Source organism: Alteromonas sp. 1_MG-2023 (assembly GCF_030547075.1).
Taxonomy (GTDB): domain Bacteria; phylum Pseudomonadota; class Gammaproteobacteria; order Enterobacterales; family Alteromonadaceae; genus Alteromonas.
The window spans coordinates 240,453-263,030 of record NZ_JAUOQH010000004.1; the positions used below are offsets into that span (position 1 = coordinate 240,453).

Below are 22,578 nucleotides of genomic sequence, written 5' to 3' on the forward strand. Positions count from 1 at the left end.
AGATGATTATTTTTTGTGTGCTCTAGGGTGCGCCGCATCATACACCTTGGCTAGGTGCTGAAAATCTAAATGGGTATACACTTGGGTGGTAGATAAATTTGCATGGCCTAATAACTCTTGTACCGCCCGTAAATCACCGCTCGATTCTAATACGTGTGTGGCAAAAGAATGGCGCAATTTATGTGGGCTTACCTTTTGACTCAGGCTTTGTAGTTCCGCCATTTCATTCAGTCGGTTAGCCACTTGGCGATTGGAGATCCGCGTTTTGCGCTTGCTAACAAAAATAGCCGGTTCGTAGGGCGATGCATAAGCAGGGCGTATTTTAAGCCAAGTATTTAGCGCCTTTTGAGCTTGTCGGCCTAGAGGCAAAATACGTTGTTTACTGCCTTTACCGGTTACCTTAATGGTGCCGTCTTTCGGGTAGTCACTTAGGTTTAAACCCGTTAATTCGCTTAATCGAAGACCGCAGCCGTACAGCAATTCAAACATAGCCACATCGCGGCAAATAATGCCTTCATCCGTATCGCTGCTGCCGGTTTGTTGATTCGCCAACAACTGCTGCATTTCATCAACACTAAGTTGTTTAGGTAATGGTTTACCTTGTTTGGGTGCTTGAATACCTTCCACAGGGTTACTAAAAAGCTGCTTATGCTCAATAAGATATTGGCTGAAAGTGCGCAAGGCAGATAGTCGTAACGCAATGCTTCGAGGTTTGTGCCCGTCCATTTTAGCCGCGGCCATTACACGCTTTACATCAGAGGGCGTAATTCCCGACCATTCATAAAGCCCTAGAGTAATGGCAATACTGGTGAGTTGTCTGCGATAGTTGCTAATGGTTAGGGGGGATAACCCTCGTTCGACTTGTAGGTGAAGCAGGAATTTTTCAAGCCACAGATGGCAGGGTTCACTAAGGGTAGTTTCCGTTGTCACGAAAACTAGTACCCCATCATCTCTGGCAAAATAATATTAAGCACTTGCTGCAACTGTTGTAGCAACAAGGTATCCATATCGGGGGTGAAATGACTTGCGTCACTGCTACTAATACCCAAAATACCAATTTCTTGGTTGTCGCCTAATAGCATTAATGCAACAGATTCCGCACTGCTATCACCAAACAACAACTGGCGTTCGTGTTGCGATAATCGGCCGAAAAAGAAGTTCGATGTTTTAAATCGCTTTTCGGTGAACAACCGGCGTTGTAACTCAGGAATGGCGTGAGGGCCTTTGAAGCTTTTTATTACCGCAGAAGATAACTGCAAGCGTTCTTGTAACACATCTTCAAGGGTAAACTGCACTTCTGCTACGCTTTCGCAGCGCAGCAACTGTACGTTAAGGTCGGTATACACGCGGTAAATTTTTTCGTTTTGCTTGGCAATGCTGACTAGTTGGGTGAGTTTATAATTCAACTGACGCACTTTTTTGCGTAGCTGCTCACTCTGAATTTCAACCAGTGACACGCTGCCTTTTTGCGCATGAGGAATTTTTAACTTTTCCAATAACTCAGGGTATTGTGCGAAAAAATCAGGGTTTTCTAACAAAAAAGCGCGAACTTGCTCTGAGGAAACATCGCTGTCACCTGAAAACACTTCTACTACCGCTGATGCGCTAGCTTGTCCTGATAATTCACTCATAGATTTATATGTCCATCATATACGTGTTCCGCAGGCCCTGTCATTTTCAATACATTGTCTGGGCCAGGCCAGCGGATCCGTAAACTGCCACCGGGTAAATCTACCCGCACATCTTTACTTAATTTACCTTGAATCTGGCCGATTGCAACTGCCGCGCATGCGCCGCTGCCACAAGCTAAGGTTTCACCCGAACCTCGCTCAAATACCCGCAAGCGAATATGTGATTCATTGATAATTTGCATAAAGCCAACATTCACGCCTTCTGGAAAGCGTTCATTGCGTTCAACGAGTGGGCCTATCTCTTTAACGGGCGCGGTATCAACGTCATCTACTTCCATAACACAATGGGGATTACCCATAGAAACGGCACCATAAAACAAGGTTTTATCGTTCACTCTTAGAATATAGGTGTTTTCCTGCTTGTTCGCTTTAAGTGGAATTTTAGCCGGCTCGAATTCGGGTTTTCCCATATTCACAGTGACTTGGTTGTCTTTTTCTAAGTACAACACCATTTTGCCGGCTTTGGTACTCACTACAATTTTATTGCGGTTAATTAACCCTTTTTGCTTCACGAAGCGCGCAAAACAACGTGCGCCATTACCACACTGTTCAACTTCAGAACCATCCGCATTAAAAATACGATAGTGAAAATCTTGTTCAGGGTCGTAAGGCGGTTCAACCATAAGCAATTGATCGAACCCTATACCGAAGTTTCGATTTGCTAATTGCTGTATTTTGTCTTTCGAGAAAAAGACGTTCTGAGTGACATTATCAATCACCATGAAGTCATTACCCAGACCGTGCATTTTTGAAAACTGAACCTGCATTAACCGCGCTTCTTATTTTAAATTTAACTCTAGTTTACGTAAGTTTGTGCTCACCTTTCCAGAGATCTTTTAGAATTTCTCTTTCACGCACCACAATTGCTGCGTCACCATCTACCATAATCTCTGCTGGGCGGCAGCGACTATTGTAGTTAGATGCCATGGCAAAGCCATATGCACCGGCACTTCGAACCGCTAACAAATCAGTTGGTTCAATAGCAAGTTCACGGTCTTTACCGATGAAATCACCGGTTTCACAAACCGGGCCTACTACATCGTAAATACGCGCTGTAGCGGTGCTTTCTTGCTTAACCGGAATAATATTTTGCCAAGCCGAGTAAAGTGCAGGTCGAAGTAGGTCATTCATGGCGGCATCAACGATGGCAAAGCTTTTCTCTTCACCTTCTTTGATGAACTCAACCTCAGTGACCAAAATGCCTGCGTTTGCGGCAATGGCGCGGCCGGGCTCTAAAATGAGTTTAAGGTTTTCGCGGCCAACCATTTTTTCTGCCATCGCAGCAGCATACGCTTTTGGATGTGGCGGCTCTTCATCGTTATAAGTTACGCCTAAACCACCACCAACATCTAAGTGATCAATGGTAATACCGCGCTCTGCTAATTCATCAATAAGCAGTAATAAACGCTCTAGGGCATCAACAAATGGGCCAATTTCAGTTAATTGTGAGCCAATGTGGCAATCCATACCCACTACATTTAAGTGTGGAAGCGATGCGGCAAGTTCGTAGGTTTGTAGTGCGCGTTCACGGGCAATACCAAACTTGTTCGCTTTTAGGCCTGTTGAAATATAAGGATGAGTTTTGGCATCTACGTCTGGGTTTATACGCAATGAAATGGGTGCTTTTTTGCCGAGCGATTCTGCTACCGCATTAATACGATGCAATTCAGACTCAGACTCTACGTTGAAGCACATAATGCCTTGTTCTAACGCATAGCGAATTTCGTCGGCTTTTTTACCTACACCGGAAAATACTACTTTGCTGGCATCGCCGCCGGCTTCCATCACGCGTGCTAATTCACCACCTGAAACGATGTCAAAGCCAGAGCCAATTTTGGCTAATGAACTAAGTACACCAAGGTTTGAATTGGCTTTTACCGCATAACAAATAAGGTGAGGGTGTTCACCAATTGCATCATTGAAAGCATGCCAATGGCGTTCTAGCGTTGCCCGTGAATAAATATAAACAGGGGTTTGGTATTGTGCAGCAATATCTGCAACGGCAACATCTTCAGCGAAAAGCTGGCCGTTTTTATAAGCGAAAAAATCCACTAGTTAGAATCTCCTGGTGTGGAGGCGGGTTGGCTTTGCGTGTTTGGTGAAGACGCTGTTTCGTCTGGCTTTTCAGTTGGCGTTGTTTGCTCTGGCGCTTGTGGAATATACAGCGCCCCTTTATAGCCACAACCACTAAGTAGAATGGCTGCGAATGTAACTAAAACCCACTTCTTAAGCACGAAAAATCCCGCGAATACGACAATAAATGCCGTTATCATCGCATTGCGGGATTAAAATGCAAGAGACAATAAGCGTTCTCGTGTTTTATCGCCGTATTGAACATCTTTCCATAGCGAATCACACAAACTTTGGGTGTCTTCTAAGTTACCTTGTTTCAACCAATCTATTAGCACATCTGGATTGTCTGGAAACTGAATGGCTTCTATATCTTCTGCTTCTAACCACTCTTCAACAATATCGGTATCAAGCTGAAATAGCGTGTGGCAAAGCTCGAGTTTATTCAACGTAAGCACATTCGATAGCTGCTCAAATTGGCCATGAAGAGGTTTAATAAGAAGCTTTTTACCCAACTGTAAGGCTTCGCTAGAAAGCTCGAAGCCGCCATTCGCAATTACCCCATTGCAATGCTGTAGCGCACGCTGGAAGTGTTGTTTTGATGTTGGGTTCCACTGAATATGACCCGCATCTTTAATTTCATTGATATCGGGGTGAAAGCACTGAAATTGTTGGTCGCTTAAAGGCTCTAGCATTTGTTGAACGTCGGTAACATCTTCAAACGGTAGATAAACTAATACATGACCTTTACCCGGCATCGAAAGCGGTTTTTCTGCCACGAAAGGGGGAATGATGGGCTGATTGAAATGATACCAGTGTACCCCTAATTGAAGATTGGTAGGGGCAAATTTTTTCATTAGCAGTCTATCGATGATGGTGTCGCCCGTTTTAGGCACATCATACGAGAACGCCGCTTGGTGGCTAATTGAAATAGAGGGGATATTTTGTCGGTTTGCGGCCCATGCTGTTACGGGTTCAAAGTCGTTGACCAAAAGGTCGTAACCGCTCGCATCAAAGCTTTTCATGTCTTTCAAAAATTGGCTGATGTTAGCTTGGCGTAGCGTTTCCCATTTGTCGACTTTGCCACTTTTGGTAATAAAGCTTAAGCCCGTGAAGGTGCGATAGTCGCCAAATACATCCATATCGAAATATTTATCTGCTGCACGACCAGTGAAAACAAAGTCTACTTCAACATCAGAACGCTTAGCGAGTGCTGCTGCCATAATTCTAGCGCGGGCTATGTGCCCGTTGCCGGTGCCTTGCACGCCATACAATAATTTCATGTTACCCCAGGATGGAAATACTCAACGACGCGATAATGATACCAAGTAACATACCTGCAACGACATCTGATGGATAGTGCACGCCTAGCAATACCCGAGATAAGCCAATAAGGGCTGCCCAACTGTATGCCAGTACTGCGAATGGTGGATAGTAATGCGCCACAATGCCTGCCATTAAGCAAGCAGCAGCAGTGTGCCCAGAGGGCAAAGAGAATTTATCGGATGGCGTAACATGTGCTGTTAAATTCAATAGAAAATCGCAAGGGCGAGGGCGCTTGAACATTTTCTTAAGCAACACATAGATAGGCAACTCCAGCGCGTATGCCATCAGCGCTGTATAGAGGAAGAGTTCACCGTGCTCAGGTTCAAAAGCCCAAAGCAAGGCGCCGATAACCAAGTATAGGTAACCGTCTCCAGTTTTTGACAACCAGATTATGCTGCGACAGTCACGTTTTACGGTAAGACTGTATAAGCGATAGAATAATGTTGTATCGTATTTGGTCAAGGATTTAAGAAGCATTAGCCTTGCCCCCTTTCGATTGATTAATGCACAATTTAAAAGCAATCTGTGACCAGTCAGTGACAGAAAAAAGAAACCTTTATGACAGGCGGTAGTTGGGTTGGCCACAATGCACTACATTAATAAGCTTCTATTTAGCGTAGTATGTTAATTAGCTGTCTATTCCAAAGACTCGTTGTAAAAAACAAGCAATTTACGTGCTAACTAGGTGAAATTGTTGTCACTAAATGAAGTGATTTACCCTTTCGTTGAACTGTCGCAGATGTTTCCCAGAATCTTCATAAATCAGGCGTTTTCAACTAGCAAATTAATGCTATGCTAGAACAAGGTAAATAACCTACTACTCTCAATTAAAGTAAGGTAGAGCAATGGATTACAACACTTCTGAATTGTGCGATTTATTTGCAGACAGCGTCGACGTGGTCGACCCTATCTTCGCAAGCTTTGGCGGCCGTTATTCTTTTGGTGGCGAAATCACCACGATTAAGTGTTTTGAAGACCGTGGCCTTATCGACCGCGTATTGGCTCAACCTGGTGCAGGCAAAGTTCTGCTGATTGATGGTGGTGGTTCAACCCGTAGAGCGTTATTTGATGCAGCCCTTGCTCAAGTGGCTATAGACAACGACTGGGAAGGTATCGTTTGTTACGGCAGCGTACGTGAAGTTGATAACTTGGCCGAAATGGATATTGGCGTACTAGCGGTGGCAGCAATACCGGTTAACGCTGAATGTGAAAGCATTGGTGATGTGGACGTGCCGGTTAATTTTGGTGGCGTAACTTTTCTACCAGAAGATCATCTTTACGCTGATAGCACGGGCGTTATTCTTTCACCGGAACCTCTCGATATCGACTAAATTTTTATACAAGGGTCTTGGCTACGTTTGAGATTTATTACTCAAATACACAGGCTTAAGATAACAAAAGCGGAGACAACTGAATAAAGTGCCTCCGCTTTTTTTGTGCCCAGGATTCAGCAAGCATTTATAAGCGCTAGCAAACCCCGCTGCTGTATCTGCTTTTAATTACTTATCAAAAGTCTCATTCAAATACATAGCCAGTCGTATTCCTGCCATTTGTAAGCGCTGCTTAGCGGTAGGAAGGTGCTGGTATAAGTAATCGTAATTCAGGCTGTTGGCATCTTCAGGGTAGATTTTATCGCGAATTTTGGTGCTCTCTTCAATCCATACTAAAGGATCTGTGGTTGCCCAACTACGAATGTCGCTAGGAGTAATATGTTGCGTAAGCCTGTCGGTCCATTCTGTGTAAGACAGTTTACGCTGCTCTAGCATTTGAGAGTCCCACACTCGATGTAAATTAGAGTCTTGCCAGAAGAAATTTACTTTTACATCGTTACCACCACGGTCACTGCCATCGCCAGCATGCAATGGTTGGTGCAAATCACCAATAATGTGCACGACAAAACGAAGCGCTAAGCGCTTTTCTTCAACAGTGGCTGTCTCGCTTTTAAGCGTTTTTGTATACGCTTTAAGTGCGGTAACAGCATCACCTTGTTTAGGAGCACCTACTTCGGTGTAGCTTTTTTCCTGAGGCACAGTGACATAGTGCCAGTGAGTAGACATTTTTTGCCAAAACTCGCTTGGGTTTGAGCGCATCTCATCAGCATAGGTAGATGCTTCTGCTAGCGAACCATTGGGCAACAATTCTGCTACTGCGGCTTGCGAAAGTGGGCTTAAGTATTGCTCTGCAATGGCTCCGGTAACGCGATGGCCTGTTTGTCCCCAACCAAACGCTGGAGATGAAGCAAGTAACGTAATAAGTGAGCTTAGCGCAACGGCGAAAGTCCTATTTCTCAACGCTATCATTAATTTTCCTTTGTTCTATTTTTAGATTTTGTTAGTAGTTGTTGTTATTTTCTAGTAGCTATTTAGTCGCTAGGCATTACCACTATGTTTAGCGGTTTCGTAACCCCACCGCGCCACTAAAGATTGTTCAACGCCAAGGTGATCAAGAATACGAGCGACAACAAAGTCGACCAAATCTTCGATGGTCTTAGGGTTATGATAAAAGCCAGGCGCCGCTGGCATTATTGTGGCCCCCATTTGTGACAATTTAAGCATATTTTCCAGATGGATAGAGGACAGTGGCATTTCACGAGGCACCAATATCAACTGGCCTCTTTCTTTTAATACCACATCGGCGGCTCGCTCTATCAAATTGTCGCTAGCACCAACGGCAATAGACGACAGCGTGCCGGTAGAGCAAGGGCATACTACCATCTTGGCTGGCGCTGCCGATCCTGACGCGACAGGCGAAAACCATTCTTCTTTTCCAAATACTTGTACTTGGCCTGGCTTACCGCCGCAATGCTCAATAAAAAAAGCACTGGCATCTTCAGGCCTAGCGGGTATTTTTATATTTTCTTCTGTAGCCATGACCACTTTGGCCGCAGAAGAAATTAGCACATACACTTGGTAGTCAGCTTTTACTAACGACGTGAGTAGCGACAGTGCGTATGGGGTGCCGGAAGCGCCCGTAATGGCTAGGGTAATTTGCTTATCATGTTTCATTATTCTACCTCGATTGACGGGGTAAGTACGCGTAAAACACGGTCATGGATGCCTTCAAAACCACCATTGCTCATAATAAGAATATGATCGCCAGGGCGCACTTCGCTTTGCAATACTTTTACAATGTTTTCAACATCATTAAATACGGTGGTTGGCGCTGGGCTATTCGCTGCGGCTTCTTTCAAAGACCAATCTAGCCCCTGAGGTTCATACACATAAACTGCATCAGCTGCTTGCCATGATTGGGCAAGGGTATTTTTATGCACCCCCATTTTCATGGTGTTCGAGCGTGGCTCTAGCACAGCAAGTATGCGCGCATTACCTATTTTCTTACGAAGTCCGTCAATGGTGGTGGCAATGGCAGTGGGGTGATGAGCGAAGTCATCATAAACTGTGACTGGTTTACCTTCAGCTTCTAACGTAACTGTGCCTTTTACTTCCATACGACGCTTAACGTTTTTAAAGCTTGATAGTGCCTCGACGGCATCGTTAAGAGTAACACCGGCATGATGAGCCGCAGCAATAGCCATGAGTGCGTTATCGACATTGTGCTGGCCTAGCAGTTCCCACTTTACTTCGCCCACAACGTCATTGTTAAACAGCACGTTAAACTGGCTACCGTCTTTATTAATAAGCTCTGCAGACCATTCTTTGCCTAAACGTTGGCGCTGTGACCAGCAGCCTTTTTTCAGTGTTTCTTCAATAGAAGGGGTATGTTTAGGGGTTAGAATTAGGCCATTTTCTGGCACCATGCGCACCAAGTGATGAAATTGGGTTTGAATGGCGGCTAAATCAGCGAAAATATCGGCATGATCAAACTCTAAGTTATTAATCACCAATGTTTTAGGGCGGTAATGCACAAACTTTGAACGTTTGTCAAAAAAGGCACTGTCGTATTCGTCAGCTTCTATAACAAAAAATGGGCTGTCACCTACACGAGCAGACACACCAAAGTTTTCAGGTACGCCGCCTATAAGATAGCCAGGATTCAATTCACTGTACTCTAGAATCCACGCCACCATGCTGCTGGTGGTGGTTTTTCCGTGGGTGCCCGATACGCCAATTACCCATCTATCTTTTAATAAGTTATCAAGTAGCCACTGTGGGCCACTGGTATACGGCAAGTTTCTGTTTAGCACGTACTCAACCGCAGAATTTCCACGAGACATGGCATTACCGATAATGACCATGTCTGGAACAGGTTCGAATTGGTCAGTATCGAAACCTTCGGTAAGCTCGATGCCAAGCGCTTCAAGCTGGGTACTCATGGGTGGATACACATTGGTATCTGAGCCTGTGACCTTATGGCCCAAGGCTTTCGCAATGGCTGCTATGCCACCCATAAAGCTACCGCAAATACCTAAAATATGTACATGCATAGCGAATTCTCATTTTTTACTGCATTGAATACTGGCTACTTTATCAGAACAGCAGCAGGTTAAATAATGCATTTTTACGCATAATGCCTGCTTTCACTGGTATGTTGTGTAGATTGCCTGCGCTTGGCTTATTCCACTTCGGTGCATTCACGGTTACAATCAAATTAACGAGCATATAAAGCAGTGCTTGTTGGTAATGTGAGAGAAAGCCGGTAAGGAAAGCTGTGCGCCTCCCATTGTCATACCCTACACACTAAAAAAAGGCTTAACTAAGATGAGACGTTTAAATTCCCAGTTGCAAGAAGATGGTGCCCCGTTAGAGCTGATCCTGCTCATAAGAACCTTGTTAGCGAGCTGTAAAGAAATTTCATTCCGAGTGAGTCAAGGTGCCCTTGCTGGCGTATTGGGTTCTACCTTGTCAGAAAACGTACAAGGTGAAACGCAAAAGAAGTTAGATGTGATTTCTAATCACATCATTAAAGATACGCTTCGTGAGTCGGGCTATGTAAAAGCCATTTCATCAGAAGAAGAAGACGATGTTGTACCATGCAACCCAGATGGTAATTATTTGGTGAGCTTCGATCCACTAGACGGTTCATCGAACACAGAAATTAATAGCTTAATTGGTACTATATTTTCTATCACTCATGCTCCTCAGTGGATGAAGCCTGATGATCCATCGGCATTCCTTCAGCCTGGGACCCAAATTGTGGCAGCAGGTTACGTACTTTATGGTCCGTCTACTATGCTTGCATTAACCACTGGCCGCGGCACTCATATTTATACCTTAGATAAGACCCACGGTGGTTTCTTACTTACTCACCCTAATATTCAAGTGCCAGAGCAAACCACTGAGTACTCGATTAACGCGTCAAATCAGCGTCATTGGGAGCCTGCAATGCAAGCCTACATTGCCGACCTGATAGCGGGTAAAGATGGCCCTCGTGAGAAAAATTTCAACATGCGTTGGGTAGCAGCCATGGTAGGTGATATTCATCGTTTATTATGTCGCGGCGGTATTTTCATGTACCCATACGACAAACGTGACCCATCTAAGCCAGGTAAATTGCGCTTACTTTACGAAGCAAACCCTATGGCATTTTTGATGGAGCAAGCTGGCGGCAAGGCTGAAACAGGCGCCGGTCGTATTCTTGAAGTTATGCCTGAAGAAATCCATCAACGTGTGCCGTGTATCATAGGTTCTAAAGAAGAAGTAGAAACCTGTTTAAGCTATTACGGTAAAAGTGAATAGAAAAATCGCTAAATAAAGGCGGTTTTGCGTGAGATTCACCCTAAACCGTTTTTATTTTGCCGTCGTCACCGTATACTTAGCGCCAAATTTTTTAAAACATCATTGAAAGGACCTTAGAATGAGCTTGAATGATATTCCTGCTGGCAAGAACTTGCCTGAAGAAGTGAATGTAGTTATCGAAATTCCAGCACACGCTGACCCGGTAAAGTACGAAGTAGATAAAGACACAGGCGCTATGTTTGTTGACCGTTTCATGGCAACTTGCATGCACTACCCAACTAACTACGGATACGTACCTAACACTTTGTCTGAAGACGGTGACCCAGTAGACGTATTGGTAATGACGCCGTTCCCACTATTAGCGGGTTCAGTTATTCGTTGTCGTCCAATTGGTGTTTTGAACATGACTGATGAGTCAGGTAAAGACGCTAAAGTATTGGCTGTGCCAATCGACAAGCTTTCTACTATTTATCGTAAAGTGAAAGAAACCACTGATGCACCTGAATTACTACTTCAGCAAATTGAGCATTTCTTCTCTCACTATAAAGATCTTGAGCCTGGTAAGTGGGTTAAGATTGATGGCTGGGCTGATTCAGCTGCAGCGAAAGCAGAAATTGTCGCAAGCGTTAAACGTTTCGAAGCAGAATAATTCACGCTGCTAACAAGACATGCTAAAAAGGGTTGGTACTGATAAGTACCGACCCTTTTTATTTTTAGAGCTAGCCTTTTTTATTTGAGTGAGTGTTATGTTTAAAGTCATGGGAAAGGTGTTAGCCTTAACCTTCGTTATGTTGCTTCCGTCGTTCTTTGTGTATAGCGACGAAGAACCTATTGAAGTGTACTGGGAAGATTTGGTACCAGAAGGGTTTAATGAACTTGCGCCTCCGGCAGTTCAGCACAATGGTGAAATGTCGCAGTTGCAGCCTGATGCACCCGTGGTCGATAAATTCGATGGTAAGCGAGTGAAAATCCCAGGCTTTGTGGTGCCCCTTGAAGGCACGCCTGAGCTCACGACCGAATTTTTACTAGTGCCTTACTTTGGTGCCTGTATTCATGTGCCGCCGCCTGCGTCGAACCAAATTGTGTACGTGACTTTTGAAGAGGGCATTCCTCTTGAGAATATTTACGACGCAATTTGGGTAACTGGTGAACTCACCACTGAAGGTTGGAAAGGTGATATCGCATCGGTAGGCTATCGACTGAAAGGTGTCGCGGTAAGCGCTTTTTAAGCGAGTGTAAGCGCCTTCTAAGCGCCGAAATTAGGCGCCGAAATAAGCTCCTTATCGGTTTAGGATAAGCACCTTTCGGGTAGGAAGCGCTTCATAAACAAAAACGTGGCCTAGCCTTGTGGCGTATAAATTTGTTCTGCACGATTGAACAACAGCCAAGAGGTTAGAATGTACTTGTCGTTGCTTCTAGGTATTTGCCCACGGTGAGTATGGGTAAAATAAGCCGGAGCAATGACCATCCTGCCTGCCTTTGGCTTTACGGCTTTATCTTGATAATAAAACTCGGTTTCCCCACCATCTTCCACATCATTTAGGTAAAACATAAACAGTAGAACCCGATGCAAAGCTTCATTGTGAGGCGCTTGCGGATACACTTCTGAATGCCAGTAAGGGTAACCGCCATTACCTGCGGTGTAGCGCTGTGCGTTAATGTCGCCAATACGAAATAGGTAGTTAACCAAGTTATGTAAATTGGGTTTACCTACTTCTTCAAAGTTTTCACCGGTTAGCTTAACGGGCTCGCCCGTTTTGGGATGGCGTACGGTTAAGCCGATAGGGCCAACCAGTGCGTAATAGTAATTCTCTATATACTTCACCAATTGCTCGCCTGTTAGCTGCATCACCTGCTTAAATAAGTCAGCAAACTCAGGCTGTTGAGAGATAGACACATCAACACTACGTTTTTTGTCTAAGTCGACACCACCGCCCGTTTTACCTTGAGTTAGGTTTGGGCTTTTTTCGAAACGCGCGATAAGTTGAGTACACAATTCGGGTGACAAAACGTCATCAATAACTTCAATTAAATCAGCCATTAGGTAGCGCCTTAAAGTGTGCTTGCAACGTAGCTTTTATATCCTCAGGAATGGGGGCTGAGCGCTGCTGCTTATAGTCGAAATGTACCATAGTGGTTACACCCGTTGAGCACAGGTTACCGTCTTGCCAGAGTTCTTGGTATACATCAAACGCGCTGTTTCCTAAGCGACTGATAAACGTTTTTACGGTAACGGTTTTGCCGTAATAAATTTGCGCAAGAAAATCGACTTTGTAGCTTGCTAAAATAAGCGGCCAGTTCTGTAAATCCATCGTCGGCGTGAACATTCTGAAGATAGGATCCCGAGCAGCTTCAAACCAGCTGACTAATGCGGTGTTGCTCACGTGTTGCAGGGCATCGGTCTCACAAAACCGTACTTCGAATGACATTTCCATAGGGATGGTTTCAGATGGAGTTACTGCTGACATATCGCCTCTTATTTTTATCGTGATATGTCTTCACTTTATCACGCTATATTGGGTTTTTCAGTAATCAGGCTCAATCTGACAGGCCATTGGAAACGAAATTAAGATGAAAAGTGATTCCCGCGTGGTTTTAAATTACAATCTGCGCCAAATTTCTGATTAAACAATGATTATGACTGCAATTGGGATTGATTACGGTACCTCAAATTCAGAGGTGGTGTACTTTGATGGCGCTACCCATAGACATATAAAGCTCGACCCATCACTTGAACAGGGTAATAAAATTCGCTCGTCTGTATTTATATACTTCGAGGATGAACTGCCGCCTCCACCTGATGCCATGGTGGAAGCTAAAGTGTCGCAGTTACAGCGTTTAATCAACGAGCAAATAGATAAAGCCAAGCAGGGTTATTACGACGCTAAAGATCCCAAAGAGCAGTCGCGCTATAGCAACCGTATTGAATCGCTTCGTGGTGAATACCATAACCGACCTGCATTGCAACGCAAGGCTATCCAGCAGCTTATGCACGCTATGTCACTGGAAGAAATTCCATTGTTACGCTTAGTGGAGCATGGCAAGTTTGCCTTCGGTGAAGAAGGGTTTAAACGCTTTTTAAAAATGCCTGATAAAGGCCGTCTAATTTACTCGCCTAAAAATTTCTTAGGTGCATCATTAGATGGCGACCAGAAAAAGGCGTTTATTGGCATTATTGCCAAGCAGTTAGCGTATTTTAAACAGTGTGCAGAAACCCAATTAGAATCACCGGTTTCTTCGGTAGTAATAGGGCGCCCAGTTAAGTTTCATGGCACCCGTGGTGAAGTAGGCAATACCCAAGCCATTCAGATTATGACCGAAGCGGCGTCTAACGCTGGCTTTAGTAAGATTAACTTTTTGGATGAGCCAATTGCGGCCGCCTATAAAATTGAGCAGACATTACCTCGTGATACCACGGCACTTATTGTGGATATTGGCGGCGGTACTACGGACATCTGCTGTATTAATCTTTCGCCAGAACGCAATAATCAATTAGATAGAAAGCAGGACGTGCTATCGGTTACCGGAAGACGCTTAGGCGGCATGGATTGTGATAAGAGTTTGTTGCTGAAAGTGGTTGCGCCTGAAATGGGAATGGGGCTAAAAATGATTAATGGCCTGCCTATTCCTCCTACTTATTATTCAGATATGTGTGCAGTTGATAATATCCCTGCACTTACTCGGTTCTTCTCTGATGATTACGGCCTAGAGATTTCTCAAACCATGTCAGTCACTAAGCAACCCGAGCAATTAGAGCGCTTGTTGTTAGTACAAGAAAACAAGTTATCTGCGCGGGTGGTTAACTCGGTGAGAATGGCAAAAGAACTGCTTTCTAGCAAAGACAAAATCACCTTACCACTGCATTACATTGAAGAAGATTTTGATGTGAACATTAGTACCGAGGACTTAAAGAGCGCACTTAAACCTTGGTTAAGCAAGGTAAAAGCGTTAGTGGTGGAATGCTTAGAGAAAAGCGCTGCGGCACCTGAGGTTGTGATGGTTACCGGCGGTATGAGCTTATCGCCTATTATTATCGATGCATTGTATGAAGAGTTACTGACCGGATTGCCTCGGTTAGAGAACGATGCGTTTAACTCTGTGTGCGAAGGCTTAGCTATTCAAGCGTCTAAATTCTAAAGCTAGGCTAATCAGGCGCTTAAGTATTTAACAGTGCCAAATAGAAAAACGCGCCGAAAGGCGCGTTTTTTTGTTCTTGGTACTAAACCTTAAAAGCTAAACCTTTGAAGTTTATGAGCTTAGGCTTGTGCTTCAAGCATTGGCTTTAAGAATCGACCGGTATGAGAAACCTTAGATTCAGCCACCACTTCTGGCGTACCTTCAGCAATAATTTGACCACCGCCTGAGCCACCTTCAGGGCCTAAGTCGATGATCCAGTCGGCAGTTTTGACCACATCAAGGTTGTGCTCAATAACCACCACTGTGTTGCCATGGTTACGGAGTCGGTGCAGTACGGCTAGCAACTGTTTAATATCGTGGAAATGCAGCCCTGTTGTGGGTTCATCCAGAATATACAGGGTTTGGCCGGTATCACGTTTCGACAGTTCTTTGGCTAATTTAACCCGCTGTGCTTCACCACCCGATAAGGTAGTAGCTGCTTGCCCTAAACGAATATATGCCAAGCCTACTTCTTTCAGCGTTTGCAGTTTACGGGCAATGGCAGGAATGGGGTCGAAGAAATCTCGAGCATCTTCTACCGTCATTTCTAGCACTTCGTGAATGTTCTTGTCTTTGTATTTCACTTCCAAGGTTTCGCGGTTGTAGCGCTTGCCTTGGCATACGTCACACGGTACGTAGACATCAGGTAAGAAGTGCATTTCTACTTTAATAACACCGTCGCCCTGACACGCTTCACAGCGACCGCCTTTCACGTTAAAGCTAAAGCGACCTGGTTTATAACCGCGAGAGCGCGCTTCCTGTGTACCGGCAAATATTTCACGAATAGGCGTGAAAATTCCGGCGTAAGTTGCAGGGTTTGAACGCGGTGTTCTACCAATAGGGCTCTGGTCAATATCGACCACCTTATCAAGCTGATCTAACCCCGTCATCGAGACGTAAGGCGCAGGCTCAGAGGTAGTCGCTTTGTTTAATTCGCAGTGGGCGATTTTATAAAAAGTGTCATTAATAAGGGTAGATTTACCTGAACCAGATACACCGGTTACGCAGGTCATCACGCCCATAGGCACTCGCAAGTCTACCGACTTCAAGTTGTTGCCAGTGGCCCCTTTTAGCTCCAACCATTTATCATCTTTAATAGGAGTGCGAACCTCAGGTATAACAATTTTTTCACGGCCAGAAAGGTATTTCCCAGTAAGTGAGTCTTCACTTGCTAGAATATCTTCAAGCTGACCTTCGGCAATAATTTCACCGCCATGTACACCGGCTCCAGGGCCAATGTCCACAATATAATCGGCTTCACGAATGGCGTCTTCGTCGTGCTCTACTACCAATACTGTGTTACCCAAATCACGCAAGTGTCTAAGGGTCTTCAATAAGCGCTCGTTATCTCGTTGATGAAGCCCAATAGAAGGCTCATCAAGAACGTACATTACACCTACTAATCCGGCACCAATTTGGCTCGCCAAGCGAATACGCTGCGCTTCACCGCCCGATAGTGTATCGGCACTGCGTGAAAGGGATAAGTAGTTCAAGCCAACGTTAACCAAGAAGCGTAAGCGGTCGAGAATTTCTTTTAAGATTTTCTCTGCTATTTGGGCTTTTTGGCCTGTTAACGATAAGTTTTCGAAAAACTCGTAGGCATCGGCAATAGATTTATCCGCAATGGTAGGCAGTGTAGTGTCTTCAATAAAGACATTACGGGCTTCTACGCGCAAGCGTGTGCCATTACAGCTGCTACAGTGCTGTTGGCTTAAGTATTTAGCCAGCTCTTCACGTACCGCGTTAGATTCGGTTTCCCGATAGCGGCGCTCCATGTTCGGAATAATGCCTTCAAACGGATGCTTACGCTCCATTACATCGCCGCGTTCGTTAATATACTTAAACGCTAACGACTTACCTTTAGAGCCATACAGCACAATATCTTTGTGCTTATCGTCTAACTCGCCGAAGGGGCCAGTTAAATCGAATTCGTAATGGTCGGCAACCGATTGCAGCATCTGAAAATAATAATAACTGCGTTTGTCCCAACCGCGAACCGCGCCGCCTGCAAGGCTTAATTCGTCGTTACCCACCACACGTGTTGGGTCAAAGAACTGTCGTGTACCTAAACCGTCACAGGTTGGGCACGCCCCAGCAGGGTTGTTGAATGAGAACAATCTAGGCTCTAATTCACTAATACTGTAACCACAGTGCGGGCAAGCGAAGTTAGCTGAAAATACAATTTCTTCAGCATCGCTGTTGTCCATGTCGGCAACAAGCGCATTGCCGCCAGCTAACGCTAATGCGGTTTCAAAAGATTCTGATAAGCGCAGCGCTAAATCGTCGCGCACTTTAAAGCGGTCTACTACCACTTCGATAGTATGCTTTTTATGTAAATCTAATGGTGGTGGATCGGATAAGTCACAAACATCGCCGTCTATTCGCGCACGAATAAAACCTTGAGCAGACAAATTCTGTAAAGTTTTTAAATGTTCACCTTTACGTTCTTTCACGATAGGCGCTAGCAGCATCAACTTGCTGCCTTCTGGCATTGCCAACACCTTATCTACCATCTGACTCACAGTTTGCGCATCAAGCGGCACATCGTGATCTGGGCAGCGTGGTGTGCCAACACGGGCAAACATCAAACGAAGGTAATCGTAAATTTCGGTAATGGTACCCACGGTTGAACGAGGGTTATGTGATGTTGATTTTTGCTCAATGGATATAGCCGGCGACAAACCCTCTATATGATCAACATCGGGTTTTTCCATCATAGATAAAAACTGACGGGCATACGCAGACAACGACTCAACGTAACGACGTTGACCTTCTGCATATAAAGTGTCGAAAGCTAAGGACGATTTACCTGAACCAGACAGCCCAGTTATCACTACCAGCTTGTCACGTGGCAGTGTTAAATCGATATTTTTCAAATTGTGGGTGCGAGCACCGCGTATTTCGATTTTATCCATTGAAGCCTAAGTACGAAAAAAGAATTAGTATGCCATAACCGTCAAGCAAATTGATATTGCATTGCATGATCAAGTTATACTGTTTGGCTATCAATCAGATCACCCTCGATTGCATTAATCGATAATTGCGAACGTTGGCAGCTTATTAATATATGCTACACTTCGCGCCCACATTGATTTTGAGGAACGGTACAGCTTTGAACGCTTTGGAATTGCGCGCCTCGTTAGCGCTGGCATCTGTTTATGTATTACGCATGCTGGGATTATTTATGGTGATGCCGGTATTAGCCGTCGCTGCTATGGATTATTCAGACTACTCACCGTTAATGGTGGGGTTAGCGGTGGGTGGATACGGTTTAACGCAGGCTGCTTTGCAAATTCCAATGGGTATGATGTCTGACAAATGGGGTCGAAAACCCGTTATTTTGTTCGGACTGGCTGTATTTGCTTTCGGTAGTTTTATTGCCGCGAATGCCGACACCATGGCATGGCTTATTGTTGGCCGTATATTGCAAGGTGCAGGGGCTATAGCGGGTGCCATTATGGCGCTGGCAACTGACGTAAGCCGTGAAAGTCAGCGAGCAAAAGTATTAGCCATTATCGGCATCGCTATCGGGTTCTCGTTTTATATGGCAGTACTACTAGGGCCTTTAATTGCGAATAACTGGGGGCTTGCAGGCATATTTGCCATTACTGGCGTGCTGGCCATACTTTGTATGCCTTTAGTACAATGGGTTGTGCCCAATGGTGAAATACTCAGTAGCGGCGATACCTTACCTCAGAAGGGTCAACTTAAACGCTTGATATTCTCTTCACAGCTTTGGCGCTTAAACGTAAGTGTGCTTATTTTGCACATGCTGATAACTTTGTTGTTCGTACAACTGCCTTTAACCTTACTGCATTTCGACATGGCTCTGGATACCCATTGGACGGTGTACTTGCCAGTATTAGGTATTTCGGTGGTGGGATTAGTCATAATGATGGGCATGGCCAGAGGCCGCACACCAAAATCCTATCTACTTTTCGCCGTGGTGCTTATGGGGAGTGCGTTTGCAGCCCTTGCCATGAAAGATCACAGCTGGTGGGTAACCACAGCCGCTGTTGTATTGTTCTTTACTGGGTTTAACTATTTAGAAGCCAACTTTCCCTCTCTTGTTTCCAGTATTGCGCCAGCCGGTCAAAAAGGCACTGCAATGGGTATTTACGCTAGCTTCCAGTTCTTTGGCGCATTCTTAGGCGGTATGTTGTCTGGCTTTGTGACCGATATCTGGTCACCCGATATCGCCTATATGGTTGGTGCAGTAAGCACGTTGCTCTGGCTGTATGTCATTTTTGGGCTAAAGGAAGTTAGCCGAGTGAAGCGTGTCATGATGAACGGCACTTTCACTGCACAGCAGCAACATGCGTTAGAGAAAAATATTTCTGTGGTTCCCGGTGTTTTAGAAGTGACTTTAAACAGTCAAAATGGCACGGTATATTTAAAAGTGAATCGAGACTTCGATGCTACTCAAGCTAGAGCAGTAATCGACGGCTCTCAATAACGGTTTACCTCTTATCTTCTTTTAGATATTTCTCTTTCCATATACTTGCTTAAATTGGCTGGTTTAACAACGTTAAGGATCGCGACCATGATAGATTTATCGTCTTTCAAAGGTATTATTTTTGATATGGATGGCACCCTAGTCGATTCAATGGGCAGACATATCAACGCATGGCAGGTGACCTGTGAAGTGTTTGGCTATCCGTTCGATGCTGATTACATTCACAGCTTAGGCGGCGTACCAACACTCGAGACCGTTGAGATGTTGAATGCCAAATACAATAAACAAAATGATGCAGAAGAAGTGGCTGGCTTTAAAAAGCGTACTTCGGAAAAATTACCCGATATTCCTACGTTAATTCCAGATACTCTTGCTGTATTTAATCATTACATTAAAAGTCATCCTATTTCAGTGGGCACGGGCTCTGACAGACAGCATGCCGAGTGGTTACTGGATCATCATAATATTATCAACCAATTAAAAGCATTGGTTACTGCCGATGATGTGGTAAAAGGTAAGCCCCATCCTGAAACTTTTCTGATGGCAGCCAAAGCAATGAATGTGGCCCCTGAAGACTGTGTTGTATTCGAAGATACTGAAATGGGTCAGCGGGCAGCATTAGATGCTGGGATGACATGTGTTATGGTTAAAGACGGTAAGATTGTTAATTCATTGGCTGGTTAAAAACAGGTAGCCGACAAGGATAGTGATATGACATTTTCGAAGCTACGCATGGCGGCAGTAGGGCTGATAGCACTAGGTTTAACATCCTGCGCAATTAATGTGACACCCAGCGCCTTTTTTCATCAAGACAATATATCAAAGCCGCTAACTACCACAAAGTTACACGCTGCTATTGAGCAAGATAAAACCTCTGCAGGTATTACCCAGGTTGAAATTAAAAATGAACAAGGGCTAACCTTACGAGGCGTTGCTGTGTCTTACGCTAAGCCGGTTGTGAATATCGTTTTTTATGCTGATAACCGCATGCCAGTGAGTGAGAACAACAGCGTTATTCATCGTTTAGGTAAAATACCAGCGAATATTCTTTGGATGGATTACCAAGGGGTGGGGGCCAGTGAAAAGTCTGAGAAGCTCAGCATTAATGCTATTAAAGCCGATGCATTAACGGTATTCGATTACGCCGAAGGTATTTTTGATAAATCGCTGCCCACTATTGTGCATGGCAGAGGGGTAGGGAGTTATTTTGCCAGTTATGTGGCGGCCAATAAGCCTATAGGCGGCCTAGTGCTCGACGGAGCCTTTAACAACATCTCTGATTTAATCGCGAATATGGTGCCAGGGTTTTCTAATTCGTTAACCAGCATGAAACTTCACCCTGAAGTACACCTAATGCAAATTGCGCCTATTCTGCGACATTATGAAGGGCCACTTTGGTTATTGGTTGGCGAGAAAGATGTCATCACCCCATTTGAAATAAGTAAGCAATTATTGGCCACGGCTTCCAGTAAAGCTAAGTACATTAGTGTGGTACCTGGTGCTACCCATAACGCCACCCTTAAGCACGACTTCGCAATAACAGAATACCAAAGGTTCATCAGTCATATAAGCCCGTAACATAAAGGTTTATCGCACTTTTTAGCCTGTGGATAAAGTGTGGATCATCTTGTTAGTAACTCAATAATCTTCTGAATTGAACATAAGATCGTGATCTGATTAGACAAACTGGTCAGATCACGTTACCTCAATTAAATCAAGGGCTGTAGCAAGTTTATTTTAGATCGGTTGATAAGTAGATCTTTTATGCGGTTAGGATCGCGAGTAAAGCGGCATTGGGGATAAAAATTTTAAATAACGGATCAAGCTCAGTTGGTTGTCAAGATCTATAATGCATGAAATTTTCTAACAGATTTAAACTTACCTTCGTAATTTTTACCAATTATTTAAGGCAAGTGTCTAGAAAGATAGCGGGTCTAAATACTAATATACAAGGCTAAGTAGAGGGATAAGTAGCAGGCTAAATACAACTTGCAGAAAGGTAGCAGTAGCCCGTTAGAAACGAACTACTGAATCACGCTTAACAACCGTTGGCGTGTATTTAAAGGTAAGTCCTTCTTCCGGTTTTGCCCCTGCGGCGTATTTCAGCGCTAACTCAGCCGCTTTAGCTGCCATCATTTCTATTGGGTAGCGAAGCGTTGTCAGTTTCGGGCGACAATACTTAGCAAGCAATACGTCATCATAGCCCATCACAGACACTTGTTCAGGTACGGCAATGCCGTGGTCTTGTAACATCGTCATTGCGCCTGATGCCATGGCATCGTTATAGGCAAGTACCGCTGTAAATTCAGCACCTGTTGCCAGTAAGTTCTGCATCGCTAATTCACCACCTTCCTGATCTGGGGTTGCATATTCAATCATGCTCTCAGGTAAGGTAAGTTTGGCTGATTCAACGGCAGTTTTAATACCTTCAAGCCTGTGGTTAGGGTCATCTATACAATACTGACTGCTTATTACAGCGAGTTTTTTATGCCCTTGATTAATCGCGTGTTCGGCCATTAAGCGCCCACCGGTTATGTTGTCTAACCATACACACCGATTAGCAATTTCAGGGATGTAGCGGTTGATTAATACAAAGCCGGGTACTTGTTTAGAAAAATCGATAAGGGTTTTATCGTCTAGTGCTTTACTGTGAACCACCATGGCTTCAACGCGGTGCTCCAGTAAAATTTCGATAGCGCGCAACTCGGTTTCTTTTTCAATAGAGCCGGCACTTAGTAAAATTTGAACGTTATTTTTTCTGGTGACAGTTTCTACCCCATGGGCAAGCATGGCGAAGAAAGGATCATGGAGTTCGGCTATTACTACGCCTAAAGATGCACTACGCTTGGTTACCAAGGCTCTTGCATTTGCATTGGGTCTATAACCCATTTCTTCCATGATAACTTTCACTCGTTGGCGAGTTTCTTTACCAACTTTAGGGCCGTTATTTATTACGCGGGAAACGGTTGCAAGTGATACACCTGCCGCTTGAGCAATGTCTTTAATTGTAGCCATACAGAAAAATTAGCAATTTTTATTAAGTTAAAGAAGTGAAGACACGCAGTTTAGGTTGGCCTGTAAGCATTTTTGCTATCAATTCTAGCCATATTGGCTGCAACTATCCTCTGTTATGGCGTACAGCGTACAGTATATTTACAAAAAAACATAAAAATGTTCTGCGAAATAGCACTATAAACAAGGTGAGAAAACGTATACCCTCCTT

At 44.4% G+C, this 22,578-nt stretch carries 22 protein-coding genes; 8 read left to right on the top strand and 14 right to left on the bottom strand.

All coding sequences use genetic code 11. The annotated features are described in order from the left end of the window. Positions 1 to 6 precede the first annotated feature (6 nt). From Q4561_RS06155 to Q4561_RS06185, 7 genes are read right to left on the bottom strand one after another with little or no spacing between them, the layout of a single operon-like run. Positions 7 to 930 carry a tyrosine recombinase XerC gene (locus tag Q4561_RS06155; protein WP_303458382.1) on the bottom strand — a complete coding sequence of 308 codons (924 nt, stop codon included), beginning with the start codon at positions 928 to 930 and terminating at the stop codon, positions 7 to 9. A 5-nt stretch (positions 931 to 935) separates the two neighbouring features. After that, a complete protein-coding gene (locus tag Q4561_RS06160; RefSeq protein ID WP_303458383.1) occupies positions 936 to 1,631 on the bottom strand; it encodes a DUF484 family protein in 696 nt (231 codons plus the stop codon). After that, positions 1,628 to 2,458, bottom strand: a complete 831-nt coding sequence (dapF, locus tag Q4561_RS06165; protein ID WP_303458384.1) for a diaminopimelate epimerase — start codon at positions 2,456 to 2,458, stop codon at positions 1,628 to 1,630. The genes Q4561_RS06160 and dapF overlap by 4 nt, the downstream gene beginning before the upstream one ends. A 34-nt stretch (positions 2,459 to 2,492) precedes the next feature. Further along, positions 2,493 to 3,743, bottom strand: coding sequence for a diaminopimelate decarboxylase (lysA, locus tag Q4561_RS06170; RefSeq protein WP_303458386.1), 1,251 nt, complete (start codon positions 3,741 to 3,743; stop codon positions 2,493 to 2,495). Beyond that, positions 3,743 to 3,925: a lipoprotein gene (locus Q4561_RS06175; RefSeq protein ID WP_303458387.1), complete on the bottom strand. Its 183-nt coding sequence runs from the start codon at positions 3,923 to 3,925 to the stop codon at positions 3,743 to 3,745. Before Q4561_RS06175 ends, lysA begins: the two co-directional genes overlap by 1 nt. Positions 3,926 to 3,976: 51 nt before the next feature. Further along, positions 3,977 to 5,044: an MJ1255/VC2487 family glycosyltransferase gene (locus tag Q4561_RS06180; RefSeq protein WP_303458389.1), complete on the bottom strand. Its 1,068-nt coding sequence runs from the start codon at positions 5,042 to 5,044 to the stop codon at positions 3,977 to 3,979. A gap of 1 nt (position 5,045) precedes the next feature. Then, positions 5,046 to 5,564: a phosphatase PAP2 family protein gene (locus Q4561_RS06185; protein WP_303458390.1), complete on the bottom strand. Its 519-nt coding sequence runs from the start codon at positions 5,562 to 5,564 to the stop codon at positions 5,046 to 5,048. 368 nt (positions 5,565 to 5,932) lie between these two features. On the opposite strand from Q4561_RS06185, the gene rraA reads away from it, so the two are divergent. Then, entirely contained in the window at positions 5,933 to 6,418 is a 486-nt protein-coding gene (rraA, locus tag Q4561_RS06190; RefSeq protein ID WP_013785912.1) for a ribonuclease E activity regulator RraA, read from the top strand. A gap of 168 nt (positions 6,419 to 6,586) precedes the next feature. Here the strand turns inward: rraA and Q4561_RS06195 are convergent, their stop codons facing one another. The 3 genes from Q4561_RS06195 to mpl all read right to left on the bottom strand — a co-directional run bounded on the left by Q4561_RS06195 (position 6,587) and on the right by mpl (position 9,471). Continuing rightward, on the bottom strand, positions 6,587 to 7,387 hold the full coding sequence (locus tag Q4561_RS06195; RefSeq protein WP_303458392.1) for a S1/P1 nuclease: 801 nt from the start codon (positions 7,385 to 7,387) through the stop codon (positions 6,587 to 6,589). A 69-nt stretch (positions 7,388 to 7,456) separates the two neighbouring features. Then, complete coding sequence (locus tag Q4561_RS06200) at positions 7,457 to 8,092, bottom strand: flavin prenyltransferase UbiX (protein ID WP_013785910.1); 636 nt, start codon at positions 8,090 to 8,092, stop codon at positions 7,457 to 7,459. Then, complete coding sequence (mpl, locus tag Q4561_RS06205) at positions 8,092 to 9,471, bottom strand: UDP-N-acetylmuramate:L-alanyl-gamma-D-glutamyl-meso-diaminopimelate ligase (RefSeq protein WP_303458395.1); 1,380 nt, start codon at positions 9,469 to 9,471, stop codon at positions 8,092 to 8,094. The genes Q4561_RS06200 and mpl overlap by 1 nt, the downstream gene beginning before the upstream one ends. A gap of 274 nt (positions 9,472 to 9,745) precedes the next feature. Between mpl and Q4561_RS06210 the strand changes: the two genes are divergently transcribed. From Q4561_RS06210 to Q4561_RS06220, 3 genes are all read left to right on the top strand, one after another. Beyond that, a complete protein-coding gene (locus Q4561_RS06210; RefSeq protein ID WP_303458397.1) occupies positions 9,746 to 10,723 on the top strand; it encodes a class 1 fructose-bisphosphatase in 978 nt (325 codons plus the stop codon). A gap of 118 nt (positions 10,724 to 10,841) precedes the next feature. Beyond that, positions 10,842 to 11,372 carry an inorganic diphosphatase gene (ppa, locus tag Q4561_RS06215; protein ID WP_303458399.1) on the top strand — a complete coding sequence of 177 codons (531 nt, stop codon included), beginning with the start codon at positions 10,842 to 10,844 and terminating at the stop codon, positions 11,370 to 11,372. A 139-nt stretch (positions 11,373 to 11,511) separates the two neighbouring features. Next, entirely contained in the window at positions 11,512 to 11,952 is a 441-nt protein-coding gene (locus Q4561_RS06220) for a DUF3299 domain-containing protein (RefSeq protein WP_303458531.1), read from the top strand. A gap of 110 nt (positions 11,953 to 12,062) precedes the next feature. Here the strand turns inward: Q4561_RS06220 and Q4561_RS06225 are convergent, their stop codons facing one another. After that, entirely contained in the window at positions 12,063 to 12,764 is a 702-nt protein-coding gene (locus Q4561_RS06225; RefSeq protein WP_303458401.1) for a 2OG-Fe(II) oxygenase, read from the bottom strand. After that, entirely contained in the window at positions 12,757 to 13,191 is a 435-nt protein-coding gene (locus Q4561_RS06230) for a thioesterase family protein (RefSeq protein ID WP_303458402.1), read from the bottom strand. The genes Q4561_RS06225 and Q4561_RS06230 overlap by 8 nt, the downstream gene beginning before the upstream one ends. Positions 13,192 to 13,360: 169 nt before the next feature. Here Q4561_RS06230 and Q4561_RS06235 point away from each other — a divergent pair, with 169 nt between their 5' ends. After that, the gene (locus Q4561_RS06235) at positions 13,361 to 14,860 is read left to right on the top strand and encodes an Hsp70 family protein (protein ID WP_303458404.1); all 1,500 of its coding nucleotides are present in this window, start codon (positions 13,361 to 13,363) and stop codon (positions 14,858 to 14,860) included. A gap of 119 nt (positions 14,861 to 14,979) precedes the next feature. On the opposite strand, the gene uvrA is transcribed toward Q4561_RS06235, so the two are convergent. Then, on the bottom strand, positions 14,980 to 17,814 hold the full coding sequence (gene uvrA, locus Q4561_RS06240; protein WP_303458406.1) for an excinuclease ABC subunit UvrA: 2,835 nt from the start codon (positions 17,812 to 17,814) through the stop codon (positions 14,980 to 14,982). A 197-nt stretch (positions 17,815 to 18,011) separates the two neighbouring features. On the opposite strand from uvrA, the gene Q4561_RS06245 reads away from it, so the two are divergent. The 3 genes from Q4561_RS06245 to Q4561_RS06255 all read left to right on the top strand — a co-directional run bounded on the left by Q4561_RS06245 (position 18,012) and on the right by Q4561_RS06255 (position 20,933). Continuing rightward, on the top strand, positions 18,012 to 19,355 hold the full coding sequence (locus Q4561_RS06245) for an MFS transporter (RefSeq protein ID WP_303458408.1): 1,344 nt from the start codon (positions 18,012 to 18,014) through the stop codon (positions 19,353 to 19,355). Between the two features lie 87 nt (positions 19,356 to 19,442). Continuing rightward, positions 19,443 to 20,039, top strand: coding sequence for an HAD family phosphatase (locus tag Q4561_RS06250; RefSeq protein WP_303458410.1), 597 nt, complete (start codon positions 19,443 to 19,445; stop codon positions 20,037 to 20,039). Between the two features lie 27 nt (positions 20,040 to 20,066). Further along, positions 20,067 to 20,933, top strand: coding sequence for an alpha/beta hydrolase (locus tag Q4561_RS06255; RefSeq protein ID WP_303458411.1), 867 nt, complete (start codon positions 20,067 to 20,069; stop codon positions 20,931 to 20,933). Positions 20,934 to 21,368: 435 nt separating this feature from the next. Here the strand turns inward: Q4561_RS06255 and Q4561_RS06260 are convergent, their stop codons facing one another. After that, positions 21,369 to 22,370 (bottom strand): LacI family DNA-binding transcriptional regulator, encoded by a 1,002-nt coding sequence (locus Q4561_RS06260; protein WP_303458413.1) that lies wholly within the window; start codon positions 22,368 to 22,370, stop codon positions 21,369 to 21,371. Positions 22,371 to 22,578 lie beyond the last annotated feature (208 nt).

Coding starts and splice junctions, on each gene's coding strand:
- Q4561_RS06220 (WP_303458531.1), top strand. CDS start 11,512: ATGTTGCTTCCGTCGTTCTTTGTGTATAGCGACGAAGAACCTATTGAA.
- Q4561_RS06185 (WP_303458390.1), bottom strand. CDS start 5,564: ATGCTTCTTAAATCCTTGACCAAATACGATACAACATTATTCTATCGC.
- Q4561_RS06225 (WP_303458401.1), bottom strand. CDS start 12,764: ATGGCTGATTTAATTGAAGTTATTGATGACGTTTTGTCACCCGAATTG.
- Q4561_RS06260 (WP_303458413.1), bottom strand. CDS start 22,370: ATGGCTACAATTAAAGACATTGCTCAAGCGGCAGGTGTATCACTTGCA.
- Q4561_RS06195 (WP_303458392.1), bottom strand. CDS start 7,387: ATGATAGCGTTGAGAAATAGGACTTTCGCCGTTGCGCTAAGCTCACTT.
- Q4561_RS06230 (WP_303458402.1), bottom strand. CDS start 13,191: ATGTCAGCAGTAACTCCATCTGAAACCATCCCTATGGAAATGTCATTC.
- dapF (WP_303458384.1), bottom strand. CDS start 2,458: ATGCAGGTTCAGTTTTCAAAAATGCACGGTCTGGGTAATGACTTCATG.
- Q4561_RS06200 (WP_013785910.1), bottom strand. CDS start 8,092: ATGAAACATGATAAGCAAATTACCCTAGCCATTACGGGCGCTTCCGGC.
- Q4561_RS06210 (WP_303458397.1), top strand. CDS start 9,746: ATGAGACGTTTAAATTCCCAGTTGCAAGAAGATGGTGCCCCGTTAGAG.
- mpl (WP_303458395.1), bottom strand. CDS start 9,471: ATGCATGTACATATTTTAGGTATTTGCGGTAGCTTTATGGGTGGCATA.
- Q4561_RS06250 (WP_303458410.1), top strand. CDS start 19,443: ATGATAGATTTATCGTCTTTCAAAGGTATTATTTTTGATATGGATGGC.
- rraA (WP_013785912.1), top strand. CDS start 5,933: ATGGATTACAACACTTCTGAATTGTGCGATTTATTTGCAGACAGCGTC.
- Q4561_RS06255 (WP_303458411.1), top strand. CDS start 20,067: ATGACATTTTCGAAGCTACGCATGGCGGCAGTAGGGCTGATAGCACTA.
- Q4561_RS06180 (WP_303458389.1), bottom strand. CDS start 5,044: ATGAAATTATTGTATGGCGTGCAAGGCACCGGCAACGGGCACATAGCC.
- ppa (WP_303458399.1), top strand. CDS start 10,842: ATGAGCTTGAATGATATTCCTGCTGGCAAGAACTTGCCTGAAGAAGTG.
- uvrA (WP_303458406.1), bottom strand. CDS start 17,814: ATGGATAAAATCGAAATACGCGGTGCTCGCACCCACAATTTGAAAAAT.
- Q4561_RS06160 (WP_303458383.1), bottom strand. CDS start 1,631: ATGAGTGAATTATCAGGACAAGCTAGCGCATCAGCGGTAGTAGAAGTG.
- Q4561_RS06235 (WP_303458404.1), top strand. CDS start 13,361: ATGACTGCAATTGGGATTGATTACGGTACCTCAAATTCAGAGGTGGTG.